This is a genomic window from Desulfosporosinus sp. HMP52 (genome assembly GCF_000765145.1).
GTDB lineage: Bacteria > Bacillota > Desulfitobacteriia > Desulfitobacteriales > Desulfitobacteriaceae > Desulfosporosinus.
The window spans coordinates 1-14,972 of sequence record NZ_JMGA01000012.1; the positions used below are offsets into that span (position 1 = coordinate 1).

Annotated in this window: 13 protein-coding genes; 8 read left to right on the top strand and 5 right to left on the bottom strand. The window is 43.3% G+C overall.

Going from position 1 to position 14,972, the window contains the following annotated elements; genetic code table 11:
- The first annotated feature begins 224 nt into the window (after positions 1–224).
- From lonB to yihA, 3 genes are all read left to right on the top strand, one after another.
- The gene (lonB, locus tag DP73_RS04335; RefSeq protein WP_034597760.1) at positions 225–1,973 is read left to right on the top strand and encodes an ATP-dependent protease LonB; all 1,749 of its coding nucleotides are present in this window, start codon (positions 225–227) and stop codon (positions 1,971–1,973) included.
- An 81-nt stretch (positions 1,974–2,054) separates the two neighbouring features.
- On the top strand, positions 2,055–4,472 hold the full coding sequence (lon, locus tag DP73_RS04340) for an endopeptidase La (protein WP_034597761.1): 2,418 nt from the start codon (positions 2,055–2,057) through the stop codon (positions 4,470–4,472).
- A gap of 173 nt (positions 4,473–4,645) precedes the next feature.
- Positions 4,646–5,260: a ribosome biogenesis GTP-binding protein YihA/YsxC gene (gene yihA, locus DP73_RS04345; protein WP_034597762.1), complete on the top strand. Its 615-nt coding sequence runs from the start codon at positions 4,646–4,648 to the stop codon at positions 5,258–5,260.
- A gap of 177 nt (positions 5,261–5,437) precedes the next feature.
- Here the strand turns inward: yihA and DP73_RS04350 are convergent, their stop codons facing one another.
- Positions 5,438–5,647, bottom strand: coding sequence for a hypothetical protein (locus tag DP73_RS04350; RefSeq protein ID WP_034597764.1), 210 nt, complete (start codon positions 5,645–5,647; stop codon positions 5,438–5,440).
- A 388-nt stretch (positions 5,648–6,035) separates the two neighbouring features.
- Here DP73_RS04350 and DP73_RS04355 point away from each other — a divergent pair, with 388 nt between their 5' ends.
- Together DP73_RS04355 and DP73_RS04360 are read left to right on the top strand one after the other, a co-directional pair.
- On the top strand, positions 6,036–6,596 hold the full coding sequence (locus tag DP73_RS04355; RefSeq protein WP_034597765.1) for a sigma-70 family RNA polymerase sigma factor: 561 nt from the start codon (positions 6,036–6,038) through the stop codon (positions 6,594–6,596).
- Positions 6,563–7,324, top strand: coding sequence for a DUF4367 domain-containing protein (locus tag DP73_RS04360; RefSeq protein ID WP_034597766.1), 762 nt, complete (start codon positions 6,563–6,565; stop codon positions 7,322–7,324). The genes DP73_RS04355 and DP73_RS04360 overlap by 34 nt, the downstream gene beginning before the upstream one ends.
- Positions 7,325–7,502: 178 nt before the next feature.
- Here DP73_RS04360 and lepB read toward each other — a convergent pair whose 3' ends face one another.
- Positions 7,503–8,027, bottom strand: a complete 525-nt coding sequence (lepB, locus tag DP73_RS04365; RefSeq protein ID WP_034597768.1) for a signal peptidase I — start codon at positions 8,025–8,027, stop codon at positions 7,503–7,505.
- 214 nt (positions 8,028–8,241) lie between these two features.
- On the opposite strand from lepB, the gene DP73_RS04370 reads away from it, so the two are divergent.
- Positions 8,242–9,237: a sodium:calcium antiporter gene (locus tag DP73_RS04370; RefSeq protein WP_034597770.1), complete on the top strand. Its 996-nt coding sequence runs from the start codon at positions 8,242–8,244 to the stop codon at positions 9,235–9,237.
- On the opposite strand, the gene DP73_RS04375 is transcribed toward DP73_RS04370, so the two are convergent.
- A complete protein-coding gene (locus DP73_RS04375) occupies positions 9,203–10,078 on the bottom strand; it encodes a DMT family transporter (RefSeq protein WP_034597771.1) in 876 nt (291 codons plus the stop codon). The genes DP73_RS04370 and DP73_RS04375 overlap by 35 nt on opposite strands.
- 245 nt (positions 10,079–10,323) lie before the next feature.
- The gene (locus DP73_RS04380) at positions 10,324–11,085 is read right to left on the bottom strand and encodes a LysM peptidoglycan-binding domain-containing protein (protein WP_034597774.1); all 762 of its coding nucleotides are present in this window, start codon (positions 11,083–11,085) and stop codon (positions 10,324–10,326) included.
- A gap of 175 nt (positions 11,086–11,260) precedes the next feature.
- Here DP73_RS04380 and DP73_RS04385 point away from each other — a divergent pair, with 175 nt between their 5' ends.
- The gene (locus DP73_RS04385; RefSeq protein WP_034597775.1) at positions 11,261–12,124 is read left to right on the top strand and encodes a TIGR04086 family membrane protein; all 864 of its coding nucleotides are present in this window, start codon (positions 11,261–11,263) and stop codon (positions 12,122–12,124) included.
- A 172-nt stretch (positions 12,125–12,296) separates the two neighbouring features.
- Entirely contained in the window at positions 12,297–12,827 is a 531-nt protein-coding gene (locus DP73_RS04390) for a nitroreductase family protein (protein ID WP_034597776.1), read from the top strand.
- 303 nt (positions 12,828–13,130) lie between these two features.
- Here DP73_RS04390 and DP73_RS04395 read toward each other — a convergent pair whose 3' ends face one another.
- The gene (locus DP73_RS04395) at positions 13,131–14,879 is read right to left on the bottom strand and encodes a cell wall-binding repeat-containing protein (protein ID WP_034597777.1); all 1,749 of its coding nucleotides are present in this window, start codon (positions 14,877–14,879) and stop codon (positions 13,131–13,133) included.
- Between the last annotated feature and the right edge of the window lie 93 nt (positions 14,880–14,972).

A 14,972-nucleotide genomic window follows, 5' to 3' on the forward strand; every position in this document is an offset into this window, starting at 1 on the left:
GCTTGGGCGGGAAGCGAGCCACAGGTTCACATCAGGTATTACCCGGAGGTTTGGCGGAGCTCCCGCCCAAGCGAGTAGGCGAGACTCGGAATGCTGAGTTTGCGGATGTGGACGAAGCCGCCTGACCCCAACGACCCTATTTTAAGCAAAAATCCATTCATAGGGTTTTTTCCCTATTTTGTGGCAATACTAAAAAGAGAGATTGCTAGGAGGGAAATTTGTACATGAATGGACTCAGCGGAATAGTTATGGTAGTACAGTTAGTATTCGCGGTTGTGATTGGGCTCTATTTTTGGGGAATGCTCAAGTCTCAGCAAGGAAATAAAGTCTCCGTAGAGCGAGAATCACGAAAAGAGCTGGAAAAACTTCAAACGATGCGTAAAATCGCCTTAACCACTCCTTTGTCAGAAAAAACACGACCGGTACACTTTGAAGAAATTATAGGCCAAAAAGAGGGAATCAAAGCCCTGCGGGCTGCACTATGCGGTCCAAATCCACAGCATGTATTGATATATGGAGCGCCGGGAGTTGGGAAAACTGCCGCTGCTCGCTTGATCTTGGAAGAGGCTAAAATCAATCCTCTATCTCCATTTAAGGCCAACGCTCATTTTACGGAAATCGATGGTGCCACAGCTCGTTTTGATGAAAGGGGAATTGCAGATCCTCTAATAGGCTCAGTCCATGATCCTATCTATCAAGGGGCCGGGGCAATGGGCATGGCCGGAATTCCTCAGCCCAAGCAGGGGGCAGTCACTAAAGCACATGGGGGAATTTTATTTATTGATGAAATTGGCGAGCTCCATCCAATTCAAATTAATAAGCTCTTAAAAGTCTTGGAAGATCGGAAAGTAACTCTAGAAAGTGCCTACTATAGCACTGAAGATTCTAATATTCCTCAACACATCCACGATATATTTCAGAACGGCTTGCCCGCCGACTTTAGACTTGTGGGAGCAACGACTCGCAGTCCGGAACAAATTCCACCGGCCATCCGCTCCAGGTGTATGGAGGTCTACTTTCGAGGCTTACTGCCTGATGAAATTGCCGAAATTGCTCGGGTTGCTGCAGCAAAGATGGAAATTCCCATCACTCCGGAAGCTGTTAATGTGGTTAAACAATTTGCCAGCAACGGTCGGGAAACCGTCAATATGGTTCAACTCGCCGCGGGCGTAGCTTTGACTGAGGGCCTTCCTGAGATCAACGTGAAAACTGTAGAGTGGGTTGTGGAAACCGGGCAGTATACACCCCGCCCGGATAAGAAGGTGCCCAAGGAGCCCAGTATTGGCTTGGTAAATGGCCTGGCAGTGTATGGCCCTAATATGGGCAGACTCCTGGAGTTAGAAGTTACCGCCCTTCCTGTCAATCCGGGTAAGGGAGCACTGTTGGTCACGGGGATCGTTGAGGAAGAAGAACAAGGAGACTCAGGCAAGAAAATTCGGCGCAAGAGCATGGCTAGAAGTTCTGTAGAGAATGTCTTGACAGTCTTGAGAAGGCAAATGGCCTTAGAGCCAAAAGACTTCGATATCCATGTTAACTTTCCCGGCGGCGGCCCGGTAGATGGTCCTTCGGCAGGGATTGCTATCGCAACTGCCATTGTTTCCGCGATACGTCAGCAAAAGGTTGACAATTATCTGGCCATGACAGGGGAACTTTCAATTCGCGGACGAGTTAACCCAATTGGTGGAGTCACCGCCAAGATTGAAGCGGCGAAGCAGGCAGGGTGTAAAAAAGTTTTAATACCTAAAGAAAATTGGCAAGAGCGCTTTTCGGAGCTAAAAGATGAGATAGAAATAATTGCCGTTGAAGAGCTATCTGAAGTTTTTGAACGTGCCTTCATCCCGGAAATCAAGTTGGAGAAAGTCGAGACACGGCCTCCCATAGAAGAGGTTTTAAGCCGTTTAGATTTTGCCTCGGTCAACAAAGCAGTAACAAATATTGTTGCTAATTTGCCTGAACAGGGGAAAACATGTTAGAATAGTTCAAGATAAGTTTGGCACACTAGCTGTAGTGTGTCTTTTTTTCACAAGATTTTTTCAAAAATGGGGGGATATTCGTTGACAAATGAACGTGAATTACCATTACTCCCGTTGCGTGGGATTCTTGTTTTCCCGTATATGGTTATTCATCTGGACGTAGGCAGGGAGCGGTCTATGGCGGCAATTGAAAAAGCCATGCTTGATGATCGCATAATACTCTTGACGTCCCAGAAAGAGACCGAGATTGATTCCCCAAATCCCGATGATCTGTATGAGATGGGGACAATAGCCGAAATTAAGCAACTTTTAAAACTTCCGGGAGGCACCATGCGGGTTCTTGTTGAAGGGATTTCGCGGGGCCGAATTATTGAATACCTCGAAGAGGAAGAGTATTTCAGAGTTAGTGTTGAGGAGTTAGCCGAAGCAAAAAGATCCATGACTCCGGAATTAGAAACCTTAGTTCGAGGAATGACTCATCAATTTGAGGAATATGCCAAACTAGGGAAACGGGTTCCTTTAGAAACCATAGGGACAGTACTAGCAGTTGAAGAACCGGGGCGTTTAGCAGATATTGTGGCTTCTCACCTGAATTTAAAAGTTCCGGATAAACAAACCATCTTGGAAGCTATGTCTGTAGAACTTCGCTTAGAGCGCCTAACGGAACTCATCATGCGGGAGATTGAGCTTCTAGAATTGGAACGACGTATTGGGCAAAGAGTGCGCAAGCAAATGGATAAGGCCCAGAAAGAATACTATCTGAGAGAACAAATAAAAGCCATCCAAAAAGAACTTGGGGATAAGGATGAACGTCAGGCCGAGGCAGACGAATACCGGGAAAAGATCGCCAAAGCTAAGTGCCCTAAAGAAGTCGAAGAAAAAGCTCTTAAAGAAATTGAGCGACTGGAAAAGATGCCTCCATCGTCAGCAGAGGGTACTGTTGTACGTACCTACCTGGATTGGCTTTTAGTTCTCCCTTGGACAAAATCCTCTAGGGATAAAATAGATTTAAATCGTTCTGAAGAGATTTTAAATCAAGACCATTTTGGTCTGGAAAAAGTAAAAGAAAGAATTCTGGAGTTTTTGGCTATCCGCAAATTAACTCCAAAAATGAAAAGCCCCATTCTTTGCTTGGTCGGACCTCCCGGGGTAGGGAAAACCTCCTTGGCCAAATCAATTTCCAGATCCCTGAATCGCAAGTTTGTGCGTATGTCCCTAGGTGGATTGCGTGATGAAGCTGAGATTCGTGGGCATCGTCGTACTTATATCGGGGCTTTGCCGGGACGAATTATTCAAGGAGTACGCACTGCGGGAACACGAAACCCTGTTTTTCTGCTTGATGAGATTGACAAAATGTCCTCGGATTTTCGTGGTGACCCGGCTTCAGCCCTCTTAGAAGTCCTAGATCCGGAACAAAACAGTACCTTTACGGATCACTATCTTGAAGTACCCTTTGACTTATCCCAAACCCTGTTTGTTTTAACAGCTAATACTCTGCATACCATTCCTCGTCCACTCCTGGACAGAATGGAAATAATCAACATCAGCGGGTATACAGAAGATGAGAAACTAAATATTGCCAGTCGATATTTAGTGCCTAAACAACTGGAAGCTCATGGACTTAGCAAAGATGTATTTACCTTGGAAGATGATGTCCTACTCAAACTACTTCAAGGGTATACCAGAGAATCCGGAGTGCGGGGTCTCGAGCGACAGGTAGCAAACCTTTGTCGGAAGATAGCTGTTCGCTGGGTGAAGAAGGAATGGGAACCCCATACTTTGACGGTTGAAGATTTAGAATCCACCCTGGGTGCACCCCGTTATCATTTCCAAGTAGCGGGAAAATCTCCGGAAATCGGTGCCGTAACCGGCCTGGCCTTCACAGAGGTAGGTGGCGTAGTGTTAACCGTAGAAGTGACACCACTACCTGGAAAGGGCAGGTTAACCATTACCGGACAATTAGGGGATGTGATGAAGGAATCGGCTCAAGCTGCTTGGACCTTCGTCCGTACCTATGCTACTCAGCTGGGAATTGAAGAAGACTTTTATGATAGAACAGATCTGCACATCCACGTTCCGGAAGGTGCCACACCTAAAGACGGTCCTTCAGCCGGAATTACCATGGCCACAGCAATGGCTTCCGCAATCGCTAAACGCTATGTACGTCATGATCTGGCCATGACAGGTGAGATTACCTTGCGGGGCAACGTCCTGCCAATCGGTGGTGTCAAGGAAAAAGTTTTAGCAGCCCATCGAGCGGGTATTAAAGTCGTTGTTCTTCCCGAGGAAAATCGTAAAGACCTTGAAGAAATTCCAGAAAACGTGCGAAAAATCCTTGAGTTTCACTTCGTAAGCAGAATCGAGGAAGTCCTGAAACTGGCGCTTTTACCCCTAGCCCATTCTGATAAAGTCCAGGAAAATGTCCCGGTACATTCATACGGCCAAAGCGGAATACCGGACACCCAACCAATCCGAGAAGAACGACCAACTACCTGTTAAAAAGGCCCAGCAGGCATTTTAAGAAATAAGGAAAGTCCATTTAAAAAAGTGGGATTCTCGGAATTGATAAATTGGATGCTTTACCTTGTTGCCAAGGAGCGTGAGAGGAGAACCTCCGCGCTCCTTATAGCCCAACCACATTAATACATATATCCCGAAAGGAAGAGGATACCTTGATCGTCGTTAAAAAAGCAGAGTATGTAGCTTCTGCTGTAAAATATGAGCAATATCCAGTGGATGGATTGCCGGAGATAGCCATGGCGGGACGGTCAAATGTTGGCAAGTCATCTTTGATCAACAGTTTTTTGGGCCGGCGCAATCTGGCTCGAACTGGAAATACCCCGGGAAAAACCCAAACCTTGAATTTTTATCGGGTCAACGATGCCTGGTTTTTAGTTGATTTGCCGGGCTATGGCTATGCCAAGGTGGCCAAGACGGTAAATGCTCAATGGGGCCCAATGATGGAGAATTACCTCAAAAAGCGGGAGCCCTTGCGGGCAGTCATTCAAATTGTCGACATCCGACACGCCCCCAGTGTCGAGGATGTTGAAATGCAGCAGTGGCTGCGTACAATGGAGGTTCCCACAATGGTTGTGGCAACTAAAGTGGATAAAATCTCAAGGGGGCAGTTGCCGAAGCATTTGAAGGTTATTGCCAATGCTTTGGAGATTCCGGATGTTTCCCTGATTCTACCCTTTTCCGCACAAACAGGGGTTGGGAAAAAGGAATTAAATGAGGCTATTGAGGAGATCCTCGGCTTAGATCTGGAGGGGACGGAGAAGGCCTGATCAGAGTGATTTCTTAATCAAATTACTATAGTTCCTTGCAAGCAGAAGGGTCGTCGTGTAACTATTTTAGGAGTTACGCGACGACCCTTTTGTAGACAGGGGGACGGTTCTTCCTTATCAAATGCTTGGGTAAAGTGTTTTTGCTTGAGCCTATGGCCATTACGCCAAAAAAACAATCTAATCATGTTTTTTATTAATTATTTCATAAAGTAAGCAAACAATAAGAATAATTGATCCAGCAATCATTGTAAAGTTAGCTACATTGATCCAATAATTAGTGAACGATTCGCCATTAGCCGAACAATAAGCATCTAATTGGGGTTTAACCCATATTGATGCTATAATTATGTAAAAAGAAAGCCGTTCTATGATTTTAAGTTTCTTCATTAGAATGCCTCCTTTATTAAAAGATATTTTCCAAACAAATAAAAAGAAACGATCTTATAGGAAAACGCTTCTTTTTTATTATACTACTTGTTCAATTCTAATGAATCCCTAGTGTATTAATTTGCCTAAATTGCCATTGATTTGTATAAGTATCAAAGTACGTATATTCTTTAAAAGTAATTATGTGCGCTATCAGAGTACCATGTTTGGTATTGATTATTCGATGGTTTTAAGATATATATTACTCAACCCTCCTTAATAAAATTTGTTCCTACACTTTATAGAGACTTTATACATGGTAAAAGGTTACATGATTTGTAATTTTTTTTTTATTTTGAAAGGATTATATTTGTTTTCCCTTGAATTACCCTTGTAAGGGGGAGATAAGTTGTCGTTTTCTAAAATTGGCTTAGATGTCTTTGAAATTCTTGTAAAGCAAAATTATGAGAGAGTGTTCAAAACCATATATTTCTACACTAAAGATAAATATATAACCGAAGATGCGGTTCAACAGGCGTTCGTAATAGCTTATAAAAAATTAAATCAATTAAACTCTAAAGATAAATTTGATTCATGGGTTACTTCTATTGCACTAAATGAAGCAAAAAAAATGTTAAAGAATAAAAACAATAAAAAAATTACTTCAATTACAGATTTTCATATAGAGTCAATTTCATATAGTGAAGAAGATAATATTAATCTCAAACAGGATATTAGCAATGCCTTAGATAGATTACAGCATAAAGATAATGAGATCTTAGTCCTAAAGTATTATGCAGACCTAACCTTGCAACAAATATCCGACTTATTAGGCATTAACCTATCAAATACCAAAGTAAGATTACATAGGGCAAAGGAAGCATTTAGAAAACTAATAAATCAAGAAATAAATCAGAATAAGGAGGTGGAGCTTCAATGGCCTTATCAGAAAAAGAACTTGAGCGAATAATAAAAAGTCATGTATCCAAAGAGTTAGATGCCGCTATTGAGGTTCCAAATATAGATGATCAGTGGAAGAAGATAAAGCAACAAATATTAGAAACGGAAAGTATCCCAACAACAGAAAAACCTTTCTCAAAGAGAAAAAGAATTGTTGTAGCCGCAACAATCCTCATTTCAATCGGTTCAATAAACTTCCTATACCCACATAACGCAAATGCTTTAGGGGGGAAGATTGGTGAGTTTTTTGCCTATATCGTTGGAAAAACAACGAAAAACCAAACTGAAACTTACAAACAGAGCAAAGATCCAGAAATACCAAAGATACAGAATTTAGGTTCAAATATTGAAAAAGAAGTTTCTCTAAATCAAGCCCAAGCTGAGGTTCCATTTAAGTTAGCTATTCCTAGCTATCTCCCTCCTGAAGCTAAAACTAGCCGGGTTGTACTTACTTCTCTGGGAACAGATGTTAATGAGGTTACTATTGAATATAGTTATAACGATATAGTAATCGTTTTTAGCCAGCAGAATTGTGCAAGCGGAACTTCGCGTGGTTCTGTATATGACACAGATGATACTGTTGTAAAGGATCTAACCGTTAACGGTAGCCCTGCTATCTTATATTTAAGTAAAAATAGTATAAGTACTTTAAACTGGCAAACAAGGGGTCTTTTGCTACAAATAACGGGTAAAATAAATGAAACGGAAATCCTCAAGATCGCAAACTCGATCAACTAGAAAAAACCGCAAAATGCGGTTTTCTAGTTGTTTTTAATAGATTAGCTTATTTAAGAAGTATAGTCAGTGACCCCAGCGACCCGAGTGCCCTATAAACCAAGAGGGTGTTGCAAAGCTACTGCAAAGTAGCCAGCAACACCCTCTTAGTTTTTGCTTAAACTCCATCATCGGCCCTTTTTTACCTATCTAACTTCCCAAAGCTACTAAGCGGCCAATACCGAACCCAAACCTTCCCCGTTATGTTTTCCTTAGGCAAAAATCCCCACCTGTGGCCATCATTGCTGGCGGGCCGATTATCCCCGAGAACAAAATAAGAGTCGGCTGGAACAGTAACCGGCCCGTATTGGTAATCAGGCTTATCCAGAAGGTAATTCTCCTCAAGGGCTGTCTCATTGACGAGAACTTGCCCATTTTTTATTTCGATTTTCTCACCGGGCAATCCAATAACCCTTTTGACAAGATCATCTTTTTCGCCGGAACTGGGAGTAGGATGAAACACTACTATGTCCTTACGCTCTATCGTACTAAATTTAAAGACAAGTTTATCGACAAGCAATCGATCCTGGAGTTGAATAGTTGGTAGCATGGAGCCTGAAGGCACAATCCTATTATCTAAAATAAACGTTCTGATCACCAAGGATAGAATAAGAGCAACCGCCAAAACCTCAACGACTTCTAATAGGCCCTTCCACCGAGTATTCAAACTTATCCCTCCTGTAGAGTCAAGAATTTGAACTCACTGCCAGTCATTATACCTCTAAAGTAAACCATTTACAAAACAGCCTCAACCTTAAAGATTGAGCTCGTTTTATCATAAAAGAATTCTCGCCCTCGTATAGTTATAGAGCGAGAATTGCAAAAAGCTGATTATTGGAAGACCCTCAGGAGTTTTTAGTAAGAAGAAGGGAGGGTAATGGTTGAGAGATATAGGGATGTTGATAATAAGTCTGGGAATCATCTTGATTGGAGCAGAAGCCTTTACTAATGGGATAGAGTGGCTGGGAAAAAGACTAAGGCTGGGAGCAGGTGCCGTGGGAAGTATCTTTGCAGCTGTCGGAACTGCCTTACCTGAAACCATGGTGCCCATTATGGCTATTTTAGGAGGTGTAGGTCCCGAAGGAGCAGAAATTGGCATAGGAGCTATTCTGGGTGCCCCCTTTATGCTGGCGACGGTAGCTTTCTTCATTACCGGTGTTTCCGCCCTGGTGTTTCGCCGTCGGAACCTGCCTTTGCGCTTGGATCCCAAAGTTGTCAATCATGATCTGCAGTTTTTTCTGATTGTCTATTTTCTGGCCATTGTAGCGTCCTTTTTACCCACCCAAAACCTTAAAAATGCTACGGCAGTTTGCTTGGTTGCAGCTTATGGTGTTTATGTATACCAAACAATCCGGGATTGCAAGGATGATTGCCAGCATGAGGAATTAGCGCCCCTTTATATGGAGAGGAACTCTAATTTTCCCTCAACAGGCATGATTTTGGTACAAATCACCCTGGCTTTAGTAGCCATAGTTTTTGGAGCGGATCGTTTTGTTAATGCTGTACAACCGATTGCGGTGGCAATTGGGGTTCCGGTATTTGTGCTTTCTTTAATTATCACGCCTATTGCCACGGAGCTGCCGGAGAAGTTCAATAGTGTGCTTTGGGTTCGTAAAGGAAAGGATACTCTGGCCATGGGGAATTTGACCGGAGCAATGGTCTTTCAAAGCTCCGTGATTCCGGCAATCGGAATTGCCTTAACACCCTGGAAGCTGGATCCTTTAGCCTTGTGGAGTGCCCTGCTGGCCTTAGGTGCAGCCGTAATTCCCTTTATATCTCTGCGGCGCAGAGGAGAGATTCTTCCTACTACTCTCTTGATAGGCGGGGCCTTTTACTTAACTTTTATTTGGACAGTTGTTCGTTTTTCGATCCACTAAACTCCACCACCAGCATACCTGCTAAGACCAAGCCTGCGCCAAGAAATCCTCTGGGTGTTAAAAACTCGCCGGCCAGAAAATAGGCTGAGATTGCGGCAAAGACAGGTTCCATGGAAAAAATAAGGGCTGTATGAGTAGAACTGGTAAATTGCTGCATTTTTGATTGCACAAAAAAGGCAATCGAAGTGGCAGGGATAGCAGTTACCAACAAGCCTATCCAAGCCGTTGAACTAAAGTTAATGGATGGTTGGGGAAAAATAAAAGAGGAAATACCGCTTAAGACACTTACCGTAAGGATCTGGATACTAGCTAATACTGTAGCATTAGTTGAAGGAGCATAACGCCCAACAAAGTAAATATGTAAAGCGAAGCTAATAGCACAAACCAGAATCATCAGATCTCCATTGTTGAGTTGAAAACTACTACTTAGGGAAAGCAGAGCCAGGCCGATTAAAGCGAAGAGAACCCCAAGTACGAGACTGCGACTGGGTAGCTTCCGGGTGGTAATAGCTACTAAAGTCGGAACAAATACGACAGAGAGGCCGGTAATAAAACCCGCGTTTGATGAGGTCGTATATTGCAATCCCACGGTTTGCCAAGCATAGCCCGAGAAAAGGAAGGTCCCGATTGCTGCCCCTCTGAGTAAAGTATCCCAGTTCAGATGTTTTTTCTGGAACCAGAGGAATGGTAATAAACTCACAAAGGCGATGGCAAAGCGAACCGCCAGAAAAGGAAAAGGCGGGAGATCTACAATGGCCCATTTAACAATGACAAAGGTTGATCCCCAAACGAAAGTAACTAAGAGCAGAGATAGATCTGCCCAATAACTTTTATTAAGCAAATTGATTACTTCCTTTCTAAATTCGAAAAAGAACTTGGTAATTAGTACAAAAATATTAAAAAATTGGCTGCAGCCCAGCCTATGATGTGGGTATATATAAATATAGATATGAAAAAGGTCGTTGCGTAAGATACGCAACGACCTTTTCTGATTAACCCAGAAATTAAAACAGAAAGCTTGGTGTGGCACTGGTTTACGATATTTATAGTATAACGGATCTAATTCCAACTGAAAAGAAATATTTGCTAACCTCTCCCTCCGTCGTGAGGTCCCGGTAAACAAATTACCGGTTCGGGCTCCGATTCCTCAATTGGAGTATAAAGAGGAGGTGGAGAGCAGGGAGGCGGTGGTGGACAGAATTCCGAGCAATATTGTTGCTTAGCCTGACAGAATAAATGGTAGTGGCGTTCTTCGTCAGCCGCCATTTCGGTTAAAATGCATTGAATTTCCGGAATAGGAATTTTAGCCGCCAGTTCCAGATATTCGCGATGGTCTCTGGCTTCATCCTCAATGTTAGAGTCAAGGAGTTGACATAGATCCGTGGTGTAATTAACAAAACGGGATCTCCAATCCACCCAATGACCATTACTCAAGGCCCCATACTTGGGATCGACACCCAGATGGCGTAGGGCCAGGGCCAATTTCTCAAGGTGCTGCATTTCGTCATAGGCAATAGGTCGCAGCAAGGCGTCAAATTCCGGTCGATCTAGAAGTACTGCTTGATAGAGGTAGGTAGTAATGGCCGTTAATTCTGAATCCTTTCCTGCATAGGCCTCATATAACCACATTGCGTATGTAAAAGTAGGTTCGGGAATTTGTACCGGTTCAGGCCTAGAGGGTGGTTCAGAGCTTTCGGGGAAGGGCAGCAGGAGAACTTGACCGGCATAGATTCGATCGGGATGCTTCAAATGGTTAAGCTGAATGATTTCTGACATTTCCACATTATAGGATTTAGCAATCTTGTAGATGGTGTCCCCGGCATTAACGATATATCGTGCATAATCCATTGAGGATTCCTCCCTTATGTGATTCATTAGCACAATATATTCGGGGGGTAAGAAACATGATAATGGGTAATATTGGCTGAATTCCGGAATGTATTGGACAAGACGAACGTATTTATGTAGAGGAGATTTAAAACACTGACTAAATCAGCATCAAAACCAAAAAGGGGGATTAAAAGTGGGTTCATATGTCTTAAGAGGAATTACAACAGCCTTGCTTATAACGGTTTTGACTCTTTTTGCAGGCATAGCCTGGAGTTCCATGGGTCTACAAGGATTAAGTATTTCCCAACTCATAGATATTGGGCTCCTGGCGAGTTGCCTAATAGGTGGTTATCGTACGGCAAAAGAAAGTAAACTATGGTTCTTGGGGGGAGTGACCGGAGCAGGCTATGTGGCAGTAGGAACCCTCCTTTTAGCCTTGTTTTTGCCAATTAGAGTCATGGGTTTTATTCAGGTTTTAGCCGAAGGAACTTTGATTGGTCTAGTGGCAGGAGCTTTTGGAGCGGGGAATAGGGGAAAGGCTGCCAGTGTATGGAATGAGCGGAGAGAGGACCCGGGTTACGCTCTATCATATGGTGGGTATGGCAAAGATGCAGGAGATAATAATTATGGTAGGAATAACTACAATAGGTATAGTTACGATAGAGATAATAGCTACGATAGGGATAATAGCTACGATAGAGATAATAACTATGATAGAGATAGCGACAATAACTGGGATAGAGAAGAGGAATATGTTCCGAGGGTTAAAACTTCCGGGCCAAAATGGCTCGAAGGTACAGATGGCGAGTTGCCGGAGTCACCCCGAACAACCTCTGATTCGGATGTAGAGTGGCCCTGGGATAGAGAACCTGCTATAGAGTGTGAGAGCCGAAATATAAATGAATCTATAGATATAATTTCAAATTCAAATACAAATACGACTAAGAATAATAATTGGACTAATTATTGGACAAAGAACACTGGGCCAAAGGCAGAGACAAATGATGTAGTTGTACGGAACAGAGGGGAAGAAAAAGGAAAGCCTTGGTGGGAGTAAGGATCTGAGTAGTAAATAAAGTTTTTGGAAAATTATAATTAAAGAAGGACTTTGATGTATGGACTGAGAATATCAACAAAGTTAGATTTTTATTTGGGCTTAGGTAATCTGAAAAAGTAAATAAATAGGCTTGAGTTTGTTAGGTATATCAAAATAAGAGGAGGACGACACAATGAATTTCTTGGAATTAGCTCAAACCCGTCGCAGTCTAAGAACTTATTTGGAGAAACCTGTTGAGAAGGAGAAACTGGAATATGTGCTGGAATGCGCCCGGCTTGCACCCTCTTGGAAGAATATGCAGTGTTGGCGCTTTATCGTAATCGATGAAGCAGTAGGGCGGGAGGCCATGGCGGAAAGTATGGGAGAAAGTAATCCCGGACGCAAAGCCTTAATGTCGGCGCCGCTTATTGTGGTACTTTGTGCAGTCCCTAAAGAATCAGAGGTTTGGGAAGGCAAGGATAATATGATGCTTGATGCAGGACTTGCCATGGAGCATCTGATTCTGGCGGCGACGGAACAAGGTTTAGGAACCTGTTGGCAAGGACTCTTTTCAGAAGAAAAAGTTCGCGCAGCTTTGGGTATCCCGGATGATGTCCGGGTTGTAGCCATGACTCCATTGGGCTATGCAGCCGAGGAACGGCGTCCTCGCCCTCGTAAGGCAATGTCTGAAATAGTATTCCATAAAAAATGGGGGCAAGCCTAAGATAAAGATATAAGGGGCCGTTGAAAAACGAACAGAGTTCATAGAGTATCGGCCTCCATTTATTTTTAAAAAAATAACTGCGGATCCAAAAGAACCCGCAGTTGGCGTGTAATTGAGTTAGGCCCAAATCTTGATCAAATCAGTAGTTATTAGTTATAAGTTGATTCTATTTCATAAAGGCGAAGGTGCCGGAGAAGTATTTAAGATGAACCAATAAAGAGTAAAAAGGCAAAGGGGGTATCGCTGCTACTTTAAAAGTAGTATGCGATACCCCCTTCTAGTTTTGGATTTCTTTTTATAAAATTATCCTTGTGTTTCGGTAGCAGTTTCGGTTACTGTTTCAGTTGGAACTACTTCTTCTGTCTCTTCAACGACTTGAGCTGCATTCACAGTACTAACCATTAGTTGAATTTTTTCAGTGCTGTCCAGCTCAGCGTTTGCTGCTTCGGAGATAGCAGTCTGATAAGCCTCTAAGTTAGCTTCGATAACATCCTCAGAGATGACCCCGGCAGCAATCAGATCTTCCAGGCTGATCGCGGCAGCGGATTCATTTTGCTCAATATCTTCGATTTTGGAAATGGCTGCGGCTACAACCTTAGCGGCTTCAGCAGCATTCACAGTAGTAACCATTTGCTGAATTTTTTCAGTGCTGTCCAGCTCAGCGTCTGCGGCTGCGGAGATAGCAGCCTGATAAGCCTCTAAGTTATCTTCGATAGCATCTTCAGAGGTGACGCCGGCATCAATCAGGTCTTGCAGGCTGATCGCGGCAGCGGATGCATCTTGGGCAACACCCTCAATTTTTGCGATGGCCGCGGCTTTAGCCTCTGCAGCCTCTTTAGCAGCGTTGATGGCAGCAACCATTTCTTGAATTTTTTCGGTGCTGTCAAGGGCTGAGTCTGCTGCTGCTGAAATTGCAGCTTGATAATCTGCCAGATTATCTTCCAGAACATCAGCGGCAATCACACCAGCATCAATTAAATCCTGTTTAGTTATGCCGGAAGCATCCGCGTCTTGAACAATGCTGTCAACTTTGTTAATGACTGCAGCTCTGGCCGCTGCTGCCTCACGAGCATCAGCAATGTCACTCAGAACACTGTCCGCAATAACCGCAGTACCGCCTAGGGCAGTTACTATGCTGGCATCAGACATTTTATCAATGATATATTCCGTGCCTTCATTAGCATCCCCGTCAGTCAGAACAATACCGGCCTTAAATTGAGCAGCCAAGGGAGCGCCAGCTAAAGCATCAATGGCAGTTTCACCGTTAGCTAAGAAAACCTTATCATATTCCAAAACATCGTCAAAAGCTTTGAGCACTTCCACATTAGTGTCATAGGCAGTGACTCCGGAATGACGGGTGGCGTCAGGCAGCTTAGTTTTAACATCTTCACTGATTACAGCAGTTCCACCAATAACATCTGTTGCAATAATGCTCTCATTTTCAGAGAGAAAATCTTCAACGCTTTCAGGAATTGAATTAACTTCCGTTAAGAGAATTGGCTGAGTTTGAGCCGCAGCGATGGAAGCGATAGAAAGGGCATCCTGATTCGACCAGCCGTAAGCAACGGCAACCTTATTGATCGAGGCTCCCAGTTCAACCATTTTACTAGCAATATTAACTGAAGTTTCGAAGCGATCATTGCCACCCAGGGGAACAACAGTTATATCCATTTCCTCAAGTTGATCTAAGACAGCTTGACTGATTACTGCAGTTCCGCTAGTGACATAGACAGTTTTAACTTCAAGTTTTTCCAGTTCAGCTTTAGTAGCTTCATTAAGTTCAGATCCGGCTTCTTGGAGAAGAATCGGAGCTTCCAGGAAGGAGGCGAGAGGGCCAGAAGTCAGCGCATCAACCATCCCATAAGAGGCGGATGAGGCTAAAATAGCTGAGCCTGTCCAGCCGGTTTGTTCAGCAATTTTAACCGCTGTATCTGCTGCGGTTATTCCTGCTAAACGTTGGGGCATACCGGAAGCAAGTGCATTGAAGGGAAGCATGCTTAGGGTCATACCTGCGATGGCTAAAGTTGCTAAGGCTTTTTTGGTCTTTCTCATTAAATGTTGTTCCTCCTCATTTTTAAAAGAAATATTTTTGCAGCAAATTTTTCAAAAAGTTTTTGATTTCGACTTACTTGGGTTACCAGAGCC

Bases quoted from the DNA above. Each gene is read 5' to 3' on its own strand.
- DP73_RS04390 (WP_034597776.1), top strand. From the start codon at position 12,297: ATGAATTTCTTGGAATTAGCTCAAACCCGTCGCAGTCTAAGAACTTAT.
- DP73_RS04380 (WP_034597774.1), bottom strand. From the start codon at position 11,085: ATGGATTATGCACGATATATCGTTAATGCCGGGGACACCATCTACAAG.
- DP73_RS04395 (WP_034597777.1), bottom strand. From the start codon at position 14,879: ATGAGAAAGACCAAAAAAGCCTTAGCAACTTTAGCCATCGCAGGTATG.
- DP73_RS04350 (WP_034597764.1), bottom strand. From the start codon at position 5,647: ATGAAGAAACTTAAAATCATAGAACGGCTTTCTTTTTACATAATTATA.
- lonB (WP_034597760.1), top strand. From the start codon at position 225: ATGAATGGACTCAGCGGAATAGTTATGGTAGTACAGTTAGTATTCGCG.
- DP73_RS04360 (WP_034597766.1), top strand. From the start codon at position 6,563: ATGGCCTTATCAGAAAAAGAACTTGAGCGAATAATAAAAAGTCATGTA.